The sequence below is a fragment of the Duganella kummerowiae genome (assembly GCF_053572355.1).
Genome location: NZ_JBKFEH010000009.1, coordinates 524,792 through 541,127, shown reverse-complemented (window position 1 = coordinate 541,127; position 16,336 = coordinate 524,792). Strand labels below are relative to the sequence as shown.

The following is a 16,336-nucleotide window of genomic DNA, read 5'->3' as shown; positions in this document are numbered from 1 at the left end:
CTGACGATGACCAACGATGCCCTGAACCCGCTGCTCGACTTTACCGGCCTGCCCCGCTTCGACCTGATCAAGGCCGAGCACGTCACCCCCGCCATCGCCCACCTGCTGGCCGCCAGCCGCCAGGTGGTGGCGCAGTTGGAGGCACCGCTGGAAGCGCCGGCGGAGCAGGTCAGCTGGGCCAACTTCGTGGCACCGCTGGAAAACAGCACCGAGCTGCTGGGCCGGGCCTGGGGCATCGTCAGCCATTTGAACAATGTGGTGGACACGCCCGAGCTGCGCGCGGCCTACAACGAGAACCAGCCCAAGGTGACCGAGTTCTGGACCGCCCTGGCCCAGAACGAAGCCCTGTTCGCCAAGTACAAGGCGCTGCGCGCCAGCGCCGAATTCGCCACCCTGTCGCCGGCCCGCCAGCGCATCATCGAGAACGCCATCCGCGATTTCCGCATGGGCGGCGCCGAACTGCCAGCCGAACAAAAGGAACGCTTTGCCGCCATCCAGGAGGAGCACGCGGCCACCTCGACGCGCTTCTCGGAAAATGTGCTGGACGCCACCAACGACTACAAGCTGCTGGTGGAAAACGAAGCGGACCTGGCCGGCCTGCCGGACGACGTCAAGCAAGCCGCGCGCGCCGCCGCCGAGAAGGATGGCAAGCAGGGCTGGCAATTCTCGCTGCACTTCCCGTCCTACTTCCCGGTGCTGCAGTTCGCCGACAAGCGCGAACTGCGCGAGACCGTGTACCGCGCCAACGCGACCAAGGCCTCCGGGCAGGGCACCATGTTCAGCGAGAAGGACAAGTGGGACAACAGCGCCAACATCGACACCCTGCTGCGCCTGCGCAGCGAGGAAGCGCAACTGCTGGGCTACAAGAACTTCGCCGAAGTCTCGCTGGTGCCCAAGATGGCGCAAAGCCCCGAGCACGTGATCGAGTTCCTGGAAGACCTGGCGCGCCGCGCCCGCCCCTACGCCGAGCGCGACATGGAAGAGCTGCGCCAGTTCGCCCGCGAGGAACTGGGCCTGGATGAGCTGCAGGCCTGGGACGTGCCCTATGCCTCGGAAAAACTGCAGGAACGCCGCTACGCCTTCTCGGCCCAGGAAGTGAAGCAATACTTCCCCGAGCCCAAGGTGGTGGACGGCCTGTTCCGCCTGATCCAGAAGCTGTTCACGGTGGAGATCAAGCCGGACGTGGCCACTGTCTGGCATCCGGACGTGCGCTTCTACCGTATCGAGCGCGACGGCAAGCTGGTGGGCCAGTTCTACCTCGACCTGTACGCCCGCGCCGGCAAGAGCGGCGGCGCCTGGATGGACGACGCGCGCGGCCGCCGCGTCAACCACGAGGGCCAGCTGCAAACCCCGGTGGCCTACCTGACCTGCAATTTCACGGAACCGGCCACGGTGGACGGCCGGCTGCAGCCCTCCCTGTTCACGCACGATGAAGTGATCACCCTGTTCCACGAATTCGGCCACGGCCTGCACCACATGCTGACCCAGGTCGACGAGCTGGCCGTGTCCGGCATTGCCGGGGTTGAGTGGGACGCGGTCGAGCTGCCCTCGCAATTCATGGAAAACTTCTGCTGGGAGTGGGAAGTGCTGTCGCACATGACCGCCCATGCAACGACCGGCGAACCGTTGCCGCGCGCCCTGTACGACAAGATGCTGGCCGCCAAGAACTTCCAGTCCGGCATGCAGACCCTGCGCCAGGTCGAGTTCGCCCTGCTGGACATGCATTTGCACTACGACTACGTGCCGGGGGGCGAGCGCAGCGTGCAGCAGGTGATAGACGAAGTCCGGCGCCAGTTCGCGGTGGTGATCCCACCCGCGTTCAACCGCTTCCAGAATTCCTTCGGCCACATCTTCGCCGGCGGCTATGCGGCCGGCTACTACAGCTACAAGTGGGCCGAGGTGCTGTCGGCCGACGCCTATGCAGCCTTCGAGGAAGCCCAGGCCCTGGGCGGCGGCGCGCTGACCGCCGACACCGGCCTGCGCTTCCAGCGCGAAATCCTGGCCGTGGGCGGTTCGCGGCCGGCGCTTGAGTCGTTTACCGCCTTCCGTGGCCGCGAACCCAGCATCGACGCCCTGCTGCGCCACAGTGGAATGGCCGCCTGATCTGTTATGACGCGCATCGATTTCCACACCAACATCCCGGACAAGATCGCCTACGCCTGCCGCCTGGTGCGCAAGGCCTGGGGGGCGAAACACCGCATCGTGCTGCTGGCCGACGATGAGGAACAGCTGGCGCAACTGGACGCGGCGATGTGGACATTTTCCGCCACCGATTTCCTGCCGCACGTGCTGGCGGGCGATACGCTGGCGGGCCAGACGCCGATCATTCTTACCGACAACGATGAGGCGGAAATGCCACATACGGAATTGCTGGTGAATATATCAAGACGTATGCCTGGCTGCGTCGACCGTTTTGAGCGCATGATAGAAGTCATATCCTCCGATGAGGACGATGCGGCTGCCGGCCGCAAGCGCTACGTCGCCTACAAGCAGCAAGCCTACCCTCTTACTCACTTTGTCGCAGGAAAATCATGAGCCAAGCCCACACGTTTGACGCCAGCATCCCTGTCTTGACCGAAGTCCTCAAAGCCGAGCCCTTGCGCGATGAATTACTGCCCGGCGAAACGCCGCAGGAAGCGCGCACCGCCATGCGCGTCAGCAAGCGCAGCGAACAGGCGGCGCACTTGGAGGCCGCCGCCGTCGAACAGTGGGGCCAGGAGGAATGGGCCGCGCTGGAACACCGGCTGGCCGAGCGCATCCTGCACCAGCTGCACAGCCGGGTCGATTTCGTGCTGGAGCAGCGCATCAAGGACAGCATGGCCGAGGTGCTGACCCACGCGCTGCAAGGCCTGACCCAGGAGATCCGCGTCGGCCTGCACGACACGCTGGAAAAAATCGTGGCGCGCGCCGTGTCGCAGGAACTGACCCATTTGCAAGCCCAGAAGAAGTAATAGAAGAAGTAATTCCTGCCGCGCGCCGGCCTTCGCTCCGGCGCGCATACTCGGTGCATACACCGCACCAATTTCGCATTCCGCGCCACAAAATGGGGCAACTTTCACCTGGCGCGTAAAACCCTGCAAACGCTGCTTTGCGCTGCGGATAATTTGTTGTATTTTCTGACCTCATACCACCACCCACTCACTGGAGAGACCGTATGCAGTTCAACACCAAGTTCATTCCACTTGCCATCGCCCTCGCCTTCGCGGGCAGCGCCGGCGCGCAGGAAACGATCAAGATCGGCCACGTGGGCCCCATCTCCGGTCCGTCCGCGCACCTGGGCAAGGACAATGAAAACGGCGCCAAGATGGCGGTCGAAGAGCTGAACGCCAAGGGCTTCAAGATCGACGGCAAGCCGGTCAAATTCGTGCTGCAGTTGGAAGACGACGGCGCCGATCCCAAGCAGGGCACGGCAGTGGCGCAGAAGCTGGTGGACGCCAAGGTCAAGGGCGTGATCGGCCACCTCAATTCCGGCACCTCCATCCCCGCCTCCAAGATTTACTACGACGCCGGCATCCCCCAGATCTCCCCCTCCACCACCCAGACCAAGTACACCCAGCAGGGCTTCAACACCGCTTTCCGCGTAGTGGCCAACGACGCCAAGCTGGGCGGCACGCTGGGCAAATACGCCATCGAGAAACTGGGCGCCAAGAAAATCGCCATCATCGACGACCGCACCGCCTACGGCCAGGGCGTGGCCGAGGAATTCGCCAAGGGCGCCAAGAAAGCGCTGCCCGGCGTGCAGATCGTGGCCAAGGAGTTCACCACCGACAAGGCCACCGACTTCAACGCCATCCTGACCACCATCAAGGGCAAGAATCCCGACCTGGTGTTCTTCGGCGGCATGGACTCGGTGGGCGGTCCGCTGCTGCGCCAGCTGCGGGCGCTGGGCATCAAGGCCAAGTACATGGGTGGCGACGGCATCTGCACCGAAGCCCTGCCCAAGCTGGCCGGCAACACCGACGACGTGGTGTGCGCGGAAGCGGGCGGCGTGACGGCCGACCAGGCCAAGGCCATGGAAGACTTCCAGGCCCGCTACAAGAAAAAATACAATGCCGACGTACAGCTGTATTCGCCCTACGTGTACGACGCCGTCATGACCATGGCCACCGCCATGGCCGAAGCCAAGTCGGCCGAGCCGGCCAAATACCTGCCGGTGCTGGCCAAGATCAAGTACCAGGGCGTGACCGGCCTGATCAGCTTCGACGCCAAGGGCGACATCAAGGACGGCGCCCTGACCCTGTTCACCTACAAGGACGGCAAGAAGACCAAGATCGAAGTGGTGAAATAAGCTCCGCTATCGACACGGAATGCCGCCCAGCGCAAAGCGGGCGGCATTTTTTTGTTCCACCATGATCCTGCACAGGAGGAGTCATGGTAAATATCAAGGAAGTTCATCCGGCGGACCCGGCGCTGCTGCTGGGAGACATACGCGCACTGATAGAAACAGCCCGCCGGCGTGCGGCGACGGCGGTCAACAGCGAGCTGACCATGCTGTACTGGCGCATCGGTCAGCGCATCCACTCAACCATACTGGACGGCCGGCGCGCCGGCTACGGCAAGGAAATACTGTCAGGGCTGGCAGCCCGGCTGACAGTGGAATATGGCGATGGTTTTTCCGCCAAAAATCTGGGGCGAATGATGCAATTCGCCGTTACTTTTCCAGATGAGGCAATTGTCGTATCACTGATACGACAATTGGCGTGGACACATTTTATTGCGCTAATCCCGCTAAAGACCCGCACCAACGGGAATTCTACGCCCATATGGCCAGCACCGAGAACTGGAGTGTGCGCACCCTGCGCGAACGCATCGGCTCCATGCTATACGAGCGGACGGCACTTTCCAACAAGCCCGATGAACTGATCGAGCAAGAGCTCACCGCCTTGCGTGACACCGAGCGCATGTCACCCGAGATGCTGATGCGCGATCCTTACATCCTCGATTTCCTCGGCCTGCAAGACACCTGGCACGAAAGCGATCTGGATACGGCGATCATCCGCGACATGGAATCGTTCATGCTGGAACTTGGCGCGGGCTTCACCTTCGTCGCGCGTCAGAAGCGCATACAGATCGACGACGAGGACTTCCACCTCGACCTGCTGTTCTACAACCGCAAACTGCGGCGGCTGGTGGCCATAGAACTGAAGGTTGGCGAATTCAAGGCGGCGTACAAAGGCCAGATGGAACTCTACCTGCGCTGGCTGGACAAGCACGAGCGCGAACCGGACGAGGCCCCGCCGCTGGGCATCATCCTCTGCACCGGCAAGAAAGCCGAGCAGATCGAACTGCTGGAACTCGACAAGTCCGGCATCCACGTCGCCGAATACCTGACCGCACTGCCCCCGCGCGAATTGCTAAAGGAACGCCTGCGGCAGTCAGCGGCGCGGGCGCGCCACCTGCAATTCGCCAAGAAAAACCGTTAGCCCCGGAATGACCGTCACCTGCGCCTTGCTCGTTGCTTGTTTTACCTCTAAATCCCCATTTCCAGCAGCCCTAAAGTGAATATCCCGCTGACTCGCTCAGCAATGTTCATGGAAGACAAAATGGGATACAAATACGAGAAGGTGGACGATCTTGACGGCCATGACCTGGTTGGTTCACATCAATGCGTGGCGCTGGTGCAGCTCTACGCGAACGCACCGGTTACCAGCGCCTGGCGCCAGGGCGACCCCGTGTTCAAAAACAACTCGATAAAAAAGGGAACTGCGATTGCGACCTTCGTCAAGGGCCGTTACCAGAACCATAGCCACGGGAATCATGCGGCGATATTCCTGCGTCAAGCTACAAACGGCATTTGGGTCATGGACCAGTGGAAGACAAAGAAAGATCACATTATCTCGCCGCGCCTCATCAAGTCGCTGGGGGTCGACAAGCAGGGGAAATTCATATTCCCCAGCGACAACGCAGACGCGTTCTTTGTCATTGAATGATGCGTACCCTTTTTCTGACTTTGCTGGTACTCTCGGCAACCGCCGACTCGGCTGCTGCGCCTGCGCAGCAATATGTTTGTCCGGCCTCGATTCCCGTCTCGGTAAAGGCTAATGCGGGCAACGGCTGGATCCCGCACGTGGCATCCGACCTCTACCTTAACTCCGCGACCCCGATCAGCGGCCCACCCGAAATGAAGGCGGATCTGGCCGATTACCTCAGCCGGCCAGGCAAGAAAGAGTGGTCGTATACCTATGACCTGGCTCGCCCGTTCCCAGATGGAAAATGGCTGGAATGCGGATACGGCACGCATAATGAAGTAACGCTCTCCCGCCGGCTTCCGGATACTGTGAAGCAGTGCATCTTCACGTACCGCAAAGGCGCAAGAGCTGGGCAGCATGAAATCCGCATCAGTTGCCAGTAAAAGCTCAGCGATCATGGGCGTGGCAGCCAGCCCAGGCTGGCGCCGTCCACGCTTTGGATGTAGAGGCGGCCCGGGAGTTCGGTGGCGCCGGTGGTCTGCGGGGAGTGGCCGCTGGGGTCTTGCAGGTCGGCGACCACCGTGCCGTCTTCCTTGAAGGCGAACACGTGGCCGTAGGGTTTCGGTTCCGGCCACAGCGCGCGGGGGACGCGCAGCATCACGCGGCGCAGGAAAGGGCGTTCGGCCATCTTGTCGAGGTCGTTGCGCGGGCCGGCGAGGCCGGCCCAGATATGGCCATCCTGCCCGCGCGTCAGGTTGTCCGGAAAGCCGGGCAGGTTGTCCAACAGCACGCGGGCAAGTGGCGAGCCGCTGGCGACATCGAGCCGGTCCGCCGCTACCGCTATCTTCCATACGCGGTAGCGGCCGCTCTCGATGACCAGCACATGGCGCTCGTCGGCGCTCAGCACCAGGCCGTTGGCAAAGCTCAGTCCTTGGGCCACCACGCGCATGCGCCTGGTGGACGGGTCATATTCCAGCACGCGCCCGGTGGCCGACTGTTCCAGCACATCCAGGGTCGCCGCTTGCTGCGCAGTGCCGGACTGCCCGGGCCAGAAACGCGCCGAGCCGTCGGTGACATAGATTTTGCCGCTGCGCGCCACCGCCACGGCCTCGGCGAATCGCAGCGCCCCCTCGGTGGACGCGTCCGCCAGCACCGCCACGTTCCCGTCTGGCGTCACCGACAGCAGGCCACGGGTCGCGTCGGCAACGATCAGATGGCCAGCGCCATCGAACGCCATGCCCAGAGGACGGCCGCCAGTGTCGGCAACCACTGCCGGCGCCGCATCATCCGTGCCGAGGCGCAGGATGCGTCCGCTGGCGACACCAAAGTAGAGCTTGCCATCAGGGCCGGCCACGATGTGTTCCGGCCCGGTGTCGCCGTTCAGCGGAATCTGCTGGACTGCCGCCAGCGCAGCGTTGGCGGCATGGGCGCCGGTATAGCCCGGCGCCGGCGGCGCCTGCCACGCCACTGGATCAATCGGCACCGGCCACAGGCTGAGATACGCCGCCAAGGCAATCAGCGCCAGCATCAGCATGCTTTCATCGGTAAGCCGCCACGTCGCGCAGGATGGTGATGCGCTGGGCAGTCAGCAGGGTCTTGATGGCGAGGGCGTCGGGAGCGCCCGGCAGGGTCGCGGCGAAAGCCACGAAGGCGTCGCGGTAAGCCAGCCACAGGCGTTCGGCGTCGCGCACGTCGCTTCGCTCTATGGTGGAGTCGCCGATGCGGCCGGGATGATCGCTGTCGGCCGCACGCGCCGTCATGATGCTCTGGTAGACCTCGTTCAGCTCGCGGTCGCGTCGCGCATGGCCCTCGGGCGAGGCGGCCAGGACCAGGCCTGCACCGGTATCCAGGGCCGCCTGTGCGAATTCCTCGTCCAGCCTGGCCTCGCGTTCGATCATGAACTGGCTTGCCGCCGTGCCTTGGCGGTCCACCTCGGCGGCGCCGGCTTGCGCGTAACGGTGGGCCGCCGCGCGCAATTTGGTGAACGCTGCCTTGCCTGCCGGGCTGAGCGTTCCCGCCAGTTTTTCCAGCTGGCCATGGCGCACGCGGTCCTTCTGCCCCTCGCTGATGGCCGCGCACACACCACCCATGTAGCCGCTGGTGATGTCATCGCACTGGTCGTAGCGCTTGCCGCCATCCGGCAGCGCAGCGAGGTGGTCGATGCGGCTTTCCATTTCCGCTTTTGCCACATGTTCCATTTGACATGCCTGCTGGATGGCGAGGTCGCGGCTGCGCGGCACGCCCAGGCCATTGGCATAAAGCATGGCCAGCACCGCGTGGTCACCCTGGGCGCTGGCGCAGGCGCGCACCTGGTCCCACTCGGCCTGGCTGGTGACGGCCTGGTTGACCTTGGTGTAGTACAGCGCAACCGCATTGCAGCCAGCCGGCGCGGCAGCGGCCGCCGGCATGGGCAGCTTTTCCACGCGCTTGCATTGCTGGTACCAGGCCTCATCCTCGTCGAACTTGACGCCGAAGTAACTGGTGTTCGGATACTGGGCGGCGGCGGCCAGCGGCACACCGGCCAGCACCAGCGCCAGCAGGCGCGACGTTGCAAACATACACACTCCACATAAAAAAACGGCCCGCTCCACAGGGAGCAGGCCATCGTGACAGGGCTTCAGCGCGCGGTCATTTCTGCGACAGCACCCATTTCACCAGGGTCTTGGCTTCCGCTTCGTTCACTTGCGGGTTGGCCGGCATGGGTATCGCGCCCCACACGCCGCTGCCGCCTTTCTGGACCTTGGCCACCAGCTTGGCTTCGGCATCCTTCTGGCCCGCGTATTTGGCGGCCACATCCTTGTAGGCCGGGCCGACCACCTTGGTCGCCACCGCGTGGCAGGCCATGCAATTCTTGGCCTTGGCCAGGTCCAGCCCGGCATCCGCCATGGCCGCCTGCGAAGCCAGGCCCGTCGCTGCCAACATCGTTACCATCATCAAAGTGCGTTTCATCGTTTTCTCCGTGGTGTACTTGCCCGGGCCATTCTACCGTTTTTTGCCTTGGCGCATATATGACCAATCGTCCTAGCCATCATAACGCGGGCCTGATGCCGGAGGTTGACCGGGGCGGCCGATATTGCCCTCTACAAGAGAAAAAGGCCGGCCCGCAAGCGGACCGGCCCCTTCAGCGAACGCCTGTGCGCATCAGCGCTTGAGCTGCGACAGGTCGCGCACGGCGCCGCGGTCGGCCGAGGTGGTCAGCGCCGCGTAGGCTTGCAGCGCCTGCGACACATAGCGCTCGCGCTCCACCGGCTGCCAGGCAGCCGCGCCCCGGGCTTCCATGGCCACGCGGCGCGCCGCCAGTTCCTCGGCGCCCACACGCAGGTTGATGCTGCGGTTGGGGATGTCAATATCGATCAGGTCGCCCTCTTCCACCAGGCCGATGGCGCCGCCCTCGGCCGCTTCCGGCGAGGCGTGGCCGATCACCAGGCCCGAGGAGCCGCCCGAGAAGCGGCCGTCCGTGAACAGGGCGCAAGCCTTGCCCAGGCCCTTGGACTTGATGTACGAGGTCGGGTACAGCATTTCCTGCATGCCCGGACCGCCTTTCGGGCCTTCGTAGCGGATGATGACCACGTCGCCCGCATGCACGGTGTCGCCCAGGATGCCTTCCACGGCCGCGTCCTGGCTCTCAAACACCCGCGCCTTGCCGCTGAACTTGAGGATGGATTCATCCACGCCGGCGGTCTTGACGATGCAGCCCTTCTCGGCGATGTTGCCATACAGGACAGCCAGGCCGCCGTCCTGCGAATACGCGTGTTCCTTGTCGCGGATGCAGCCGGCGGCGCGGTCCAGGTCCAGGGTCTCGTAGCGCTCGGACTGCGAGAACGCGACCTGGGTCGGCACCCCGCCCGGCGCGGCGCGGAACAGCTGGTGCACGGCCGGATCGTCGGTGCGGGTGATGTCGTTGCGGGCGATGGCGTCGGCCATGGTGGGCGCGTGGATGGTGGGACGGCTGGTATCCAGCAGGCCGGCGCGGGCCAGTTCGCCCAGGATGGCGATGATGCCGCCGGCGCGGTGCACGTCCTCGATGTGGAACTTGTCCGTCATCGGCGCCACCTTGCACAAACAGGCCACCTTGCGCGAGATGCGGTCGATGTCGGCCATGGTGAAGTCCACGCCGGCCTCGTGGGCGGCGGCCAGCAGGTGCAGCACGGTGTTGGTCGAGCCGCCCATGGACACGTCCAGCGCCATGGCGTTTTCAAAAGTGGCCTTGCTGGCGATGGAGCGCGGCAGGATGGAATAATCGTCCTGCTCGTAGTGGCGGCGCGCCAGCTCCACGATCAGGCGGCCGGCGCGCAGGAACAATTCCTTGCGGTCGGCGTGGGTGGCGACGATGGTGCCGTTGCCGGGCAGGGACAGGCCCAGCGCCTCGGTCAGGCAGTTCATGGAGTTGGCGGTAAACATGCCCGAGCAGGAACCGCAGGTGGGGCAGGCCGAGCGCTCGATCTCCGCCACGTCGGCGTCCGACACGGTGCTGTCGCCGGCCTTGATCATGGCGTCCACCAGGTCCAGCTTGATGATTTTCTGGCCACCGTTGACCACCTTCAGCACCTTGCCCGCTTCCATCGGGCCGCCCGACACGAACACCACCGGGATGTTGATGCGCATGGCGGCCATCAGCATGCCGGGCGTGATCTTGTCGCAGTTGGAGATGCACACCATGGCGTCGGCGCAGTGGGCGTTGACCATGTATTCGACCGAGTCGGCGATCAGGTCGCGCGAGGGCAGCGAGTACAGCATGCCGCCGTGGCCCATGGCGATGCCGTCATCGACCGCGATGGTATTGAATTCCTTGGCCACGCCGCCGGCCGCCTCGATCTCGCGCGCCACCAGCTGGCCCAGGTCCTTCAGGTGCACGTGGCCGGGCACGAACTGGGTGAAGGAATTGACCACGGCGATGATGGGTTTGTCGAAATCGCCATCCTTCATGCCGGTGGCGCGCCACAGGGCGCGCGCGCCGGCCATGTTGCGGCCGTGGGTGGTGGTGCGGGAACGGTATTGCGGCATGATGGGTCTCCAGATTTCTGCTATGACGAGGGCAACAGCTTGCCCAGTCCGCATCACCATGTCAAATATATGATAATGCCGTCTGTGATTCGTATAAGATATCAAGCATGGAATTACGCCAGCTACGCTATTTTGTCACCGTGGCCGAGGAACTGCACTTCGGCCGTGCCGCCGCGCGCTTGCACATGACGCAGCCGCCGCTGTCGCAAACCATACAGGCGCTGGAACAGGAACTGGGCGCGCCGCTGTTCGACCGCGACCGCCGCGGCGTCGCGCTCACCGCCGCCGGCGCCGCCCTGCTGCCCGAGGCGCGCCGCCTGCTGGCCCAGGCGCAGGAGCTGCCCCAGCTGGTGCAACGGGCCGCCGCCGGCGTCACCGGGCGGCTGTCGCTGGCCTTCGTGTCCTCGGCCGACTACAGCGTGCTGCCGCCCTTTTTGCGCGCCTACCGCGCCGCCTTTCCGCAAGTGCAGATCACGCTGCAGGAAGCCACCTCCGACCTGCAACTGGACGAGCTGCTGCAGGGCCGTATCGACGCAGGCCTGCTGATACCGCCCCTGCCCGAGAAAGCCCGCGCCACCCTGGACTACCTGCCGGTGCTCAAGGAGCCGCTGATACTGGCCGCGCCACAAGGCCTGCTGGCCGGCGATGGTCCGGTGCCGGTGGCGCAGCTGCCCGCGCTGCCGCTGATTATCTTCCCGCGCGCCATCGCCCCGGCCCTGTACGACGCCGTGCTGTCCGTGTTCGGCGCGGCCGGCGTCACGCCCGCCATCGGCCAGCAGGCCATACAGATGCAGACCATCGTCAGCCTGGTCTCGGCCGGCATGGGACTGGCGCTGGTGCCGCAGTCGGTCTCTAAGCTGATGCGGCCCGGGGTAGAATACCGGGCGTTGGCCGATCCCACGCCGCTGGTCGAAACGGGACTGGCCTGGCGCCGCGACCACGCCTCGCCCGTGCTGCAAGGCTTTTTGGATTTGATGAGAAAGAACACCCTATGCTGATACACCCCATGCCCGATCCCGTCGCCATCCATCTGGGTCCGGTCCAGGTACACTGGTATGGCCTGATGTACGTGCTGGCCTTCGGCCTGTTCATCGCGCTGGGCCGGGTGCGCATCCGGCAGCCGCATATCGCGAAACTGGGCTGGAAGAAGGAAGACCTGGACGACATGCTGTTCTACGGCATGCTGGGCGTGGTCTTGGGCGGGCGCCTGGGCGAGGTGCTGTTCTACCGCCCTGCCTTCTTCTTCGCCAACCCGCTGGAAATCGTGCAGGTCTGGCATGGCGGCATGTCCTTCCACGGCGGCTTCATCGGGGTGCTGATCGCCATGTGGCTGTGGGCCCGCCGCGCCGGCCGCAACCTGCTGGACGTGTACGACTTCATCGCGCCCATGGTGCCGCTGGGCTATGCGGCCGGGCGCCTGGGCAACTTCATCAACGCCGAACTGCCGGGCCGGGTGGTCGGCGACCCTTCCCTGCCCTGGGCCATGCAGTGGCCGGACACGGCTTATCCGCTGTTCCCCAATCCGGTCTTTTTGCAGGGCCTGCGCCACCCGTCGCCCATCTACCAGATGCTGATCGACGGCATCCTGGTGTTCATCATCCTGTGGCTGTATGCGCGCAAGGAGCGTCCACGCCTGGCGGTGGGCGCCATGTACACCCTGCTGTACGGCTGCGCGCGCTTCTTCACCGAGTGGTTCCGCACCCCGGACTGGGAAACCACCGTGTTCGGCCTGCCGATCACCTCGGGCCAGGTGCTGTCGCTGCCCATGATAGTCGGCGCCATCGTCATGCTGGCCTGGGCCTACAACACGCGCCAGCAGGCCAGCGCACCGAAGATCACTGCTCCAGCAGCTTGACGATGGTATTCCATTGCGCCGGCGTGACCGGCGTGATGGACAGCCGGCTGCCCTTGCGCAGCAATTCCATGTCTTCCAGCGCGGGAATGGCGCGCAGCTCGGACAGCGGCAGCAGCCGGGTCTTGTTCGTGCCGCGCACGTCGATGGAGATCCAGCGCGGCTGCTCTTGCGTGGCCTTGGGATCGTGGTATTTGCTCTTGGGGTCGAACTGGGTGGCGTCCGGATACGGGCCGCTGGCAATCACGGCCAGCCCGGCGATGCCCGGCTGTGGACAGCTGGAGTGATAGAACAGCACGCCGTCGCCCTCGCGCATGGCGTCGCGCATGAAGTTGCGGGCCTGGTAGTTGCGCACCCCGAACCAGGCCGTGGTCTGCCCGGGCGCGGCCATCAGATCATCGATGCTGACTTCATCGGGCTCGGACTTCATCAACCAGTACTGCATGCAGGGCTCCTTCGGCGGGCGTAAAAACTCGACAGGCGTAAAAAAAGCGGCTGCGCGCACCGGCTGCAACCGCTTCTTTCTGATATGTGGCCCCACCTGTGCCGCTGTGCCGGCATCCCGAACCAAACGGTTCAAGGCGGTCTCAGTTAGTCCAATTTCGGGTTCGTCGGACTAGCGACGCTCACGCCCATCAAACAAATTCCCGAGACCTGTGCGTAATAATGGTTCAAGGAATATATGGCAATCGCGAACACTGCAGGGTAAGCCGGAGTTTACTCTTTTGTCCGCGCCAGGGGAAGGCTCACGGCAAATTAAAACAGGGTTTCCTGTGGCGTCAGCGCACTGTCCAGCACCTTGTGCATGGCGGCCAGCTTGTGCTGCACTTCCAGCAGGCTCATGTCCGACAAGGGTCCCTGCGGCGCCTTCACCGACAGGAACTCGGCCGCCATGCCCAGCGCCGCCATGACGGCGATGCGGTCGTTGCCCTTGACCTTGCCGGCGTTGCGGATGGCCGTCATCTTCTTGTCCAGGAAGGCAGCCGCCTCGCGCAGGGCGCGTTCCTCCTCGGCCTGGCAAACCAGGCGGTAGGGCGCGCCCATGATGGTCACATCGAGGTGGATCATTGCACTTGCTCCTGCTCGGCAACCGGGGCGGCCTGGGCCGCTTCAGCCGCGGGCTGCTCCAGCGAGGGCACATGCTCCAGCAGGGCGGCGACACGGCTGGCGGCCTGGGCCAGACGCTGCTGCACGGCCTGGTTCTCGGCCTGCAGGCTGGCGTTGGCCTGGCGCAGCTGGGCGTTCTCGCGGCGCAGGGACACGGTCAGCTCGGCCAGTTGGTCGATTTTATCGGATAGGTCTTGGAATTCTGAAATCATCCCGCCACTATAGGGAGGGCACGGTACGCCGTCAACCAAATCCCGTGGATAAGCGGTATGCGCGCACGATGTTTGCGCATTGTCAAGGCCCGTGCCGAATCGTCACGTCCTGCCTTATTCCTGCATTAAATAACCACATACCAACCTTGAAATACCGAATAAGCGTCCCTATAATTGGCACTCGCTACGGGAGAGTGCTAACAGCCTCCCTGCAACCGAACACGTAGTGTCTATCCATTGAATAAAGGAGTTTTGTATGAACCTTCGCCCTTTGAACGATCGCGTCATCGTCAAGCGTCTCGACCAGGAAACCAAAACCGCCTCCGGCCTGATCATCCCCGATGCAGCCGCTGAAAAACCGGACCAGGGCGAAGTGCTGGCCGTTGGCAATGGCAAGATCCTGGACGATGGCAAAGCCCGTCCGCTGGATGTCAAAGTAGGCGACCGCGTGCTGTTCGGCAAATACGCCGGCCAGACCGTGAAGATCGACGGCCAGGAACTGCTGGTCATGCGCGAAGAAGACATCATGGCGATCGTCACCAAGTAATCATTACTTGAGACCATCCCACCTAACCCGAATTCAGGAGCATCAAACATGGCAGCTAAAGAAGTAATCTTCGGCGACGCAGCGCGCGCCAAAATGGTAGAAGGCGTCAACATCCTGGCCAACGCCGTCAAAGTCACCCTGGGCCCGAAAGGCCGCAACGTGGTGCTGGAGCGCTCCTTCGGCGCCCCCACCGTCACCAAGGACGGCGTCTCGGTGGCCAAGGAAGTCGAACTGAAAGACAAGCTGCAGAACATGGGCGCGCAAATGGTCAAGGAAGTCGCTTCCAAGACCTCCGACAACGCCGGCGACGGCACCACCACCGCCACCGTGCTGGCCCAGGCCCTGGTACGCGAAGGCATGAAATTCGTGGCAGCCGGCATGAACCCGATGGACCTGAAGCGCGGCATCGACAAGGCCGTGGCCGCCACCGTGGAACAGATCGCCGCCATCGCCCGTCCCTGCACCACCTCCAAGGAAATCGCCCAGGTCGGTTCGATCTCGGCCAACTCCGACGCCTCGATCGGCGAGCGCATCGCTGAAGCCATGGAAAAAGTCGGCAAGGAAGGCGTCATCACCGTGGAAGACGGCAAGTCGCTGAACGACGAGCTGGACATCGTGGAAGGCATGCAGTTCGACCGCGGCTACCTGTCCCCGTACTTCATCAACAACCAAGAGAAGCAAGTCGCTATCCTGGACAACCCGTTCGTCCTGCTGTGCGACAAGAAAATCTCCAACATCCGCGACCTGCTGCCGGTACTGGAGCAAGTGGCCAAGGCCGGCCGTCCGCTGCTGATCATCGCTGAAGACATCGAAGGCGAAGCCCTGGCGACCCTGGTGGTCAACAACATCCGCGGCATCCTGAAAACCTGCGCCGTCAAGGCGCCTGGCTTCGGCGACCGCCGCAAGGCCATGCTGGAAGACATCGCCATCCTGACCGGTGGCCAGGTGGTGGCGGAAGAAGTCGGCCTGACCCTGGAAAAAGTGTCGCTGGCCGAACTGGGCCAGGCCAAGCGCATCGAAGTCGGCAAGGAAAACACCATCGTCATCGATGGCGCCGGCGAAGCCTCGAACATCGAAGGCCGCGTCAAGCAGATCCGCGTGCAGATCGAAGAAGCGACCTCGGACTACGACCGTGAAAAACTGCAAGAGCGCGTGGCCAAGCTGGCCGGCGGTGTTGCCGTGATCAAGGTTGGCGCCGCCACCGAAGTCGAAATGAAAGAGAAGAAAGCCCGCGTGGAAGACGCCCTGCACGCTACCCGTGCTGCCGTGGAAGAAGGCATTGTTCCTGGCGGCGGCGTGGCCCTGCTGCGCGCCCGTTCGGCAGTGCAGAACCTGAAAGGCGACAACGCCGACCAGGACGCCGGCATCAAGATCGTGCTGCGCGCCATGGAAGAGCCGCTGCGCATGATCGTGCAGAACGCCGGCGAAGAAGCCTCGGTGGTGGTGAACGCCGTCGTCGGCGGCACCGGCAACTACGGCTACAACGCCGCCAACGGCACCTATGGCGACATGGTGGAAATGGGCGTGCTGGATCCGGCCAAGGTGACCCGTTCGGCCCTGCAGAACGCAGCTTCGATCGCCGGCCTGATGCTGACCACCGACTGCATGATCGCCGAGATCGTGGAAGACAAACCGGCCGGCGGCATGGGCGGTATGGGTGGCATGGGCGGCATGGGTGGCATGGACGGCATGATGTAATCTGCCG

17 protein-coding genes, 1 other RNA gene and 1 pseudogene are annotated in these 16,336 nt (G+C 63.8%); 11 read left to right on the top strand and 8 right to left on the bottom strand.

Annotated features, from left to right (window positions below; translation table 11 throughout):
* Window positions 1-6: 6 nt before the first annotated feature.
* The 7 genes and pseudogenes from ACLB1G_RS13415 to ACLB1G_RS13385 all read left to right on the top strand — a co-directional run bounded on the left by ACLB1G_RS13415 (window position 7) and on the right by ACLB1G_RS13385 (window position 6,352).
* Complete coding sequence (locus ACLB1G_RS13415) at window positions 7-2,103, top strand: M3 family metallopeptidase (RefSeq protein WP_491627708.1); 2,097 nt, start codon at window positions 7-9, stop codon at window positions 2,101-2,103.
* A gap of 6 nt (window positions 2,104-2,109) precedes the next feature.
* The gene (locus ACLB1G_RS13410; protein ID WP_491627707.1) at window positions 2,110-2,535 is read left to right on the top strand and encodes a DNA polymerase III subunit chi; all 426 of its coding nucleotides are present in this window, start codon (window positions 2,110-2,112) and stop codon (window positions 2,533-2,535) included.
* Window positions 2,532-2,951 carry a DUF2486 family protein gene (locus tag ACLB1G_RS13405; protein ID WP_491627706.1) on the top strand — a complete coding sequence of 140 codons (420 nt, stop codon included), beginning with the start codon at window positions 2,532-2,534 and terminating at the stop codon, window positions 2,949-2,951. The genes ACLB1G_RS13410 and ACLB1G_RS13405 overlap by 4 nt, the downstream gene beginning before the upstream one ends.
* A gap of 203 nt (window positions 2,952-3,154) precedes the next feature.
* Window positions 3,155-4,288 carry a branched-chain amino acid ABC transporter substrate-binding protein gene (locus ACLB1G_RS13400; protein WP_491627705.1) on the top strand — a complete coding sequence of 378 codons (1,134 nt, stop codon included), beginning with the start codon at window positions 3,155-3,157 and terminating at the stop codon, window positions 4,286-4,288.
* 83 nt (window positions 4,289-4,371) lie between these two features.
* Window positions 4,372-5,423: pseudogene (locus tag ACLB1G_RS13395) on the top strand (PDDEXK nuclease domain-containing protein).
* Window positions 5,424-5,531: 108 nt separating this feature from the next.
* A complete protein-coding gene (locus tag ACLB1G_RS13390) occupies window positions 5,532-5,930 on the top strand; it encodes a BPSL0067 family protein (RefSeq protein ID WP_491627704.1) in 399 nt (132 codons plus the stop codon).
* Entirely contained in the window at window positions 5,927-6,352 is a 426-nt protein-coding gene (locus tag ACLB1G_RS13385; RefSeq protein WP_491627703.1) for an STY0301 family protein, read from the top strand. The genes ACLB1G_RS13390 and ACLB1G_RS13385 overlap by 4 nt, the downstream gene beginning before the upstream one ends.
* Window positions 6,353-6,363: 11 nt before the next feature.
* Here the strand turns inward: ACLB1G_RS13385 and ACLB1G_RS13380 are convergent, their stop codons facing one another.
* From ACLB1G_RS13380 to ilvD, 4 genes are all read right to left on the bottom strand, one after another.
* Window positions 6,364-7,443: an SMP-30/gluconolactonase/LRE family protein gene (locus ACLB1G_RS13380; RefSeq protein ID WP_491627702.1), complete on the bottom strand. Its 1,080-nt coding sequence runs from the start codon at window positions 7,441-7,443 to the stop codon at window positions 6,364-6,366.
* 4 nt (window positions 7,444-7,447) lie between these two features.
* The gene (locus tag ACLB1G_RS13375; protein ID WP_491627701.1) at window positions 7,448-8,467 is read right to left on the bottom strand and encodes a lysozyme inhibitor LprI family protein; all 1,020 of its coding nucleotides are present in this window, start codon (window positions 8,465-8,467) and stop codon (window positions 7,448-7,450) included.
* 70 nt (window positions 8,468-8,537) lie between these two features.
* On the bottom strand, window positions 8,538-8,858 hold the full coding sequence (locus ACLB1G_RS13370; protein ID WP_491627700.1) for a c-type cytochrome: 321 nt from the start codon (window positions 8,856-8,858) through the stop codon (window positions 8,538-8,540).
* Window positions 8,859-9,050: 192 nt separating this feature from the next.
* Entirely contained in the window at window positions 9,051-10,913 is a 1,863-nt protein-coding gene (gene ilvD / locus ACLB1G_RS13365; protein ID WP_491627699.1) for a dihydroxy-acid dehydratase, read from the bottom strand.
* A gap of 107 nt (window positions 10,914-11,020) precedes the next feature.
* Between ilvD and ACLB1G_RS13360 the strand changes: the two genes are divergently transcribed.
* Complete coding sequence (locus ACLB1G_RS13360) at window positions 11,021-11,911, top strand: LysR family transcriptional regulator (protein WP_491627698.1); 891 nt, start codon at window positions 11,021-11,023, stop codon at window positions 11,909-11,911.
* On the top strand, window positions 11,905-12,768 hold the full coding sequence (gene lgt, locus ACLB1G_RS13355) for a prolipoprotein diacylglyceryl transferase (RefSeq protein ID WP_491627697.1): 864 nt from the start codon (window positions 11,905-11,907) through the stop codon (window positions 12,766-12,768). The genes ACLB1G_RS13360 and lgt overlap by 7 nt, the downstream gene beginning before the upstream one ends.
* On the opposite strand, the gene ACLB1G_RS13350 is transcribed toward lgt, so the two are convergent.
* The 4 genes from ACLB1G_RS13350 to ACLB1G_RS13335 form a co-directional block, all read right to left on the bottom strand.
* Window positions 12,749-13,210, bottom strand: coding sequence for an EVE domain-containing protein (locus tag ACLB1G_RS13350; protein WP_491627696.1), 462 nt, complete (start codon window positions 13,208-13,210; stop codon window positions 12,749-12,751). The genes lgt and ACLB1G_RS13350 overlap by 20 nt on opposite strands.
* Window positions 13,211-13,295: 85 nt before the next feature.
* Window positions 13,296-13,475, bottom strand: a non-coding RNA gene (gene ssrS / locus ACLB1G_RS13345) — 6S RNA.
* Between the two features lie 46 nt (window positions 13,476-13,521).
* Complete coding sequence (locus ACLB1G_RS13340) at window positions 13,522-13,833, bottom strand: cell division protein ZapA (RefSeq protein ID WP_491627695.1); 312 nt, start codon at window positions 13,831-13,833, stop codon at window positions 13,522-13,524.
* Window positions 13,830-14,084, bottom strand: a complete 255-nt coding sequence (locus ACLB1G_RS13335; protein ID WP_491627694.1) for a hypothetical protein — start codon at window positions 14,082-14,084, stop codon at window positions 13,830-13,832. Before ACLB1G_RS13335 ends, ACLB1G_RS13340 begins: the two co-directional genes overlap by 4 nt.
* A 256-nt stretch (window positions 14,085-14,340) precedes the next feature.
* Between ACLB1G_RS13335 and groES the strand changes: the two genes are divergently transcribed.
* Complete coding sequence (gene groES, locus ACLB1G_RS13330) at window positions 14,341-14,631, top strand: co-chaperone GroES (protein ID WP_491627693.1); 291 nt, start codon at window positions 14,341-14,343, stop codon at window positions 14,629-14,631.
* Window positions 14,632-14,679: 48 nt separating this feature from the next.
* Window positions 14,680-16,329: a chaperonin GroEL gene (gene groL / locus ACLB1G_RS13325; protein ID WP_491627692.1), complete on the top strand. Its 1,650-nt coding sequence runs from the start codon at window positions 14,680-14,682 to the stop codon at window positions 16,327-16,329.
* Window positions 16,330-16,336: the final 7 nt, after the last annotated feature.

Coding starts and splice junctions, on each gene's coding strand:
- ACLB1G_RS13375 (WP_491627701.1), bottom strand. CDS start 8,467: ATGTTTGCAACGTCGCGCCTGCTGGCGCTGGTGCTGGCCGGTGTGCCG.
- ACLB1G_RS13370 (WP_491627700.1), bottom strand. CDS start 8,858: ATGAAACGCACTTTGATGATGGTAACGATGTTGGCAGCGACGGGCCTG.
- ACLB1G_RS13385 (WP_491627703.1), top strand. CDS start 5,927: ATGATGCGTACCCTTTTTCTGACTTTGCTGGTACTCTCGGCAACCGCC.
- ACLB1G_RS13335 (WP_491627694.1), bottom strand. CDS start 14,084: ATGATTTCAGAATTCCAAGACCTATCCGATAAAATCGACCAACTGGCC.
- ilvD (WP_491627699.1), bottom strand. CDS start 10,913: ATGCCGCAATACCGTTCCCGCACCACCACCCACGGCCGCAACATGGCC.
- ACLB1G_RS13410 (WP_491627707.1), top strand. CDS start 2,110: ATGACGCGCATCGATTTCCACACCAACATCCCGGACAAGATCGCCTAC.
- ACLB1G_RS13390 (WP_491627704.1), top strand. CDS start 5,532: ATGGAAGACAAAATGGGATACAAATACGAGAAGGTGGACGATCTTGAC.
- ACLB1G_RS13360 (WP_491627698.1), top strand. CDS start 11,021: ATGGAATTACGCCAGCTACGCTATTTTGTCACCGTGGCCGAGGAACTG.
- groES (WP_491627693.1), top strand. CDS start 14,341: ATGAACCTTCGCCCTTTGAACGATCGCGTCATCGTCAAGCGTCTCGAC.
- lgt (WP_491627697.1), top strand. CDS start 11,905: ATGCTGATACACCCCATGCCCGATCCCGTCGCCATCCATCTGGGTCCG.
- ACLB1G_RS13340 (WP_491627695.1), bottom strand. CDS start 13,833: ATGATCCACCTCGATGTGACCATCATGGGCGCGCCCTACCGCCTGGTT.
- ACLB1G_RS13380 (WP_491627702.1), bottom strand. CDS start 7,443: ATGCTGATGCTGGCGCTGATTGCCTTGGCGGCGTATCTCAGCCTGTGG.
- ACLB1G_RS13350 (WP_491627696.1), bottom strand. CDS start 13,210: ATGCAGTACTGGTTGATGAAGTCCGAGCCCGATGAAGTCAGCATCGAT.
- ACLB1G_RS13415 (WP_491627708.1), top strand. CDS start 7: ATGACCAACGATGCCCTGAACCCGCTGCTCGACTTTACCGGCCTGCCC.
- groL (WP_491627692.1), top strand. CDS start 14,680: ATGGCAGCTAAAGAAGTAATCTTCGGCGACGCAGCGCGCGCCAAAATG.
- ACLB1G_RS13400 (WP_491627705.1), top strand. CDS start 3,155: ATGCAGTTCAACACCAAGTTCATTCCACTTGCCATCGCCCTCGCCTTC.
- ACLB1G_RS13405 (WP_491627706.1), top strand. CDS start 2,532: ATGAGCCAAGCCCACACGTTTGACGCCAGCATCCCTGTCTTGACCGAA.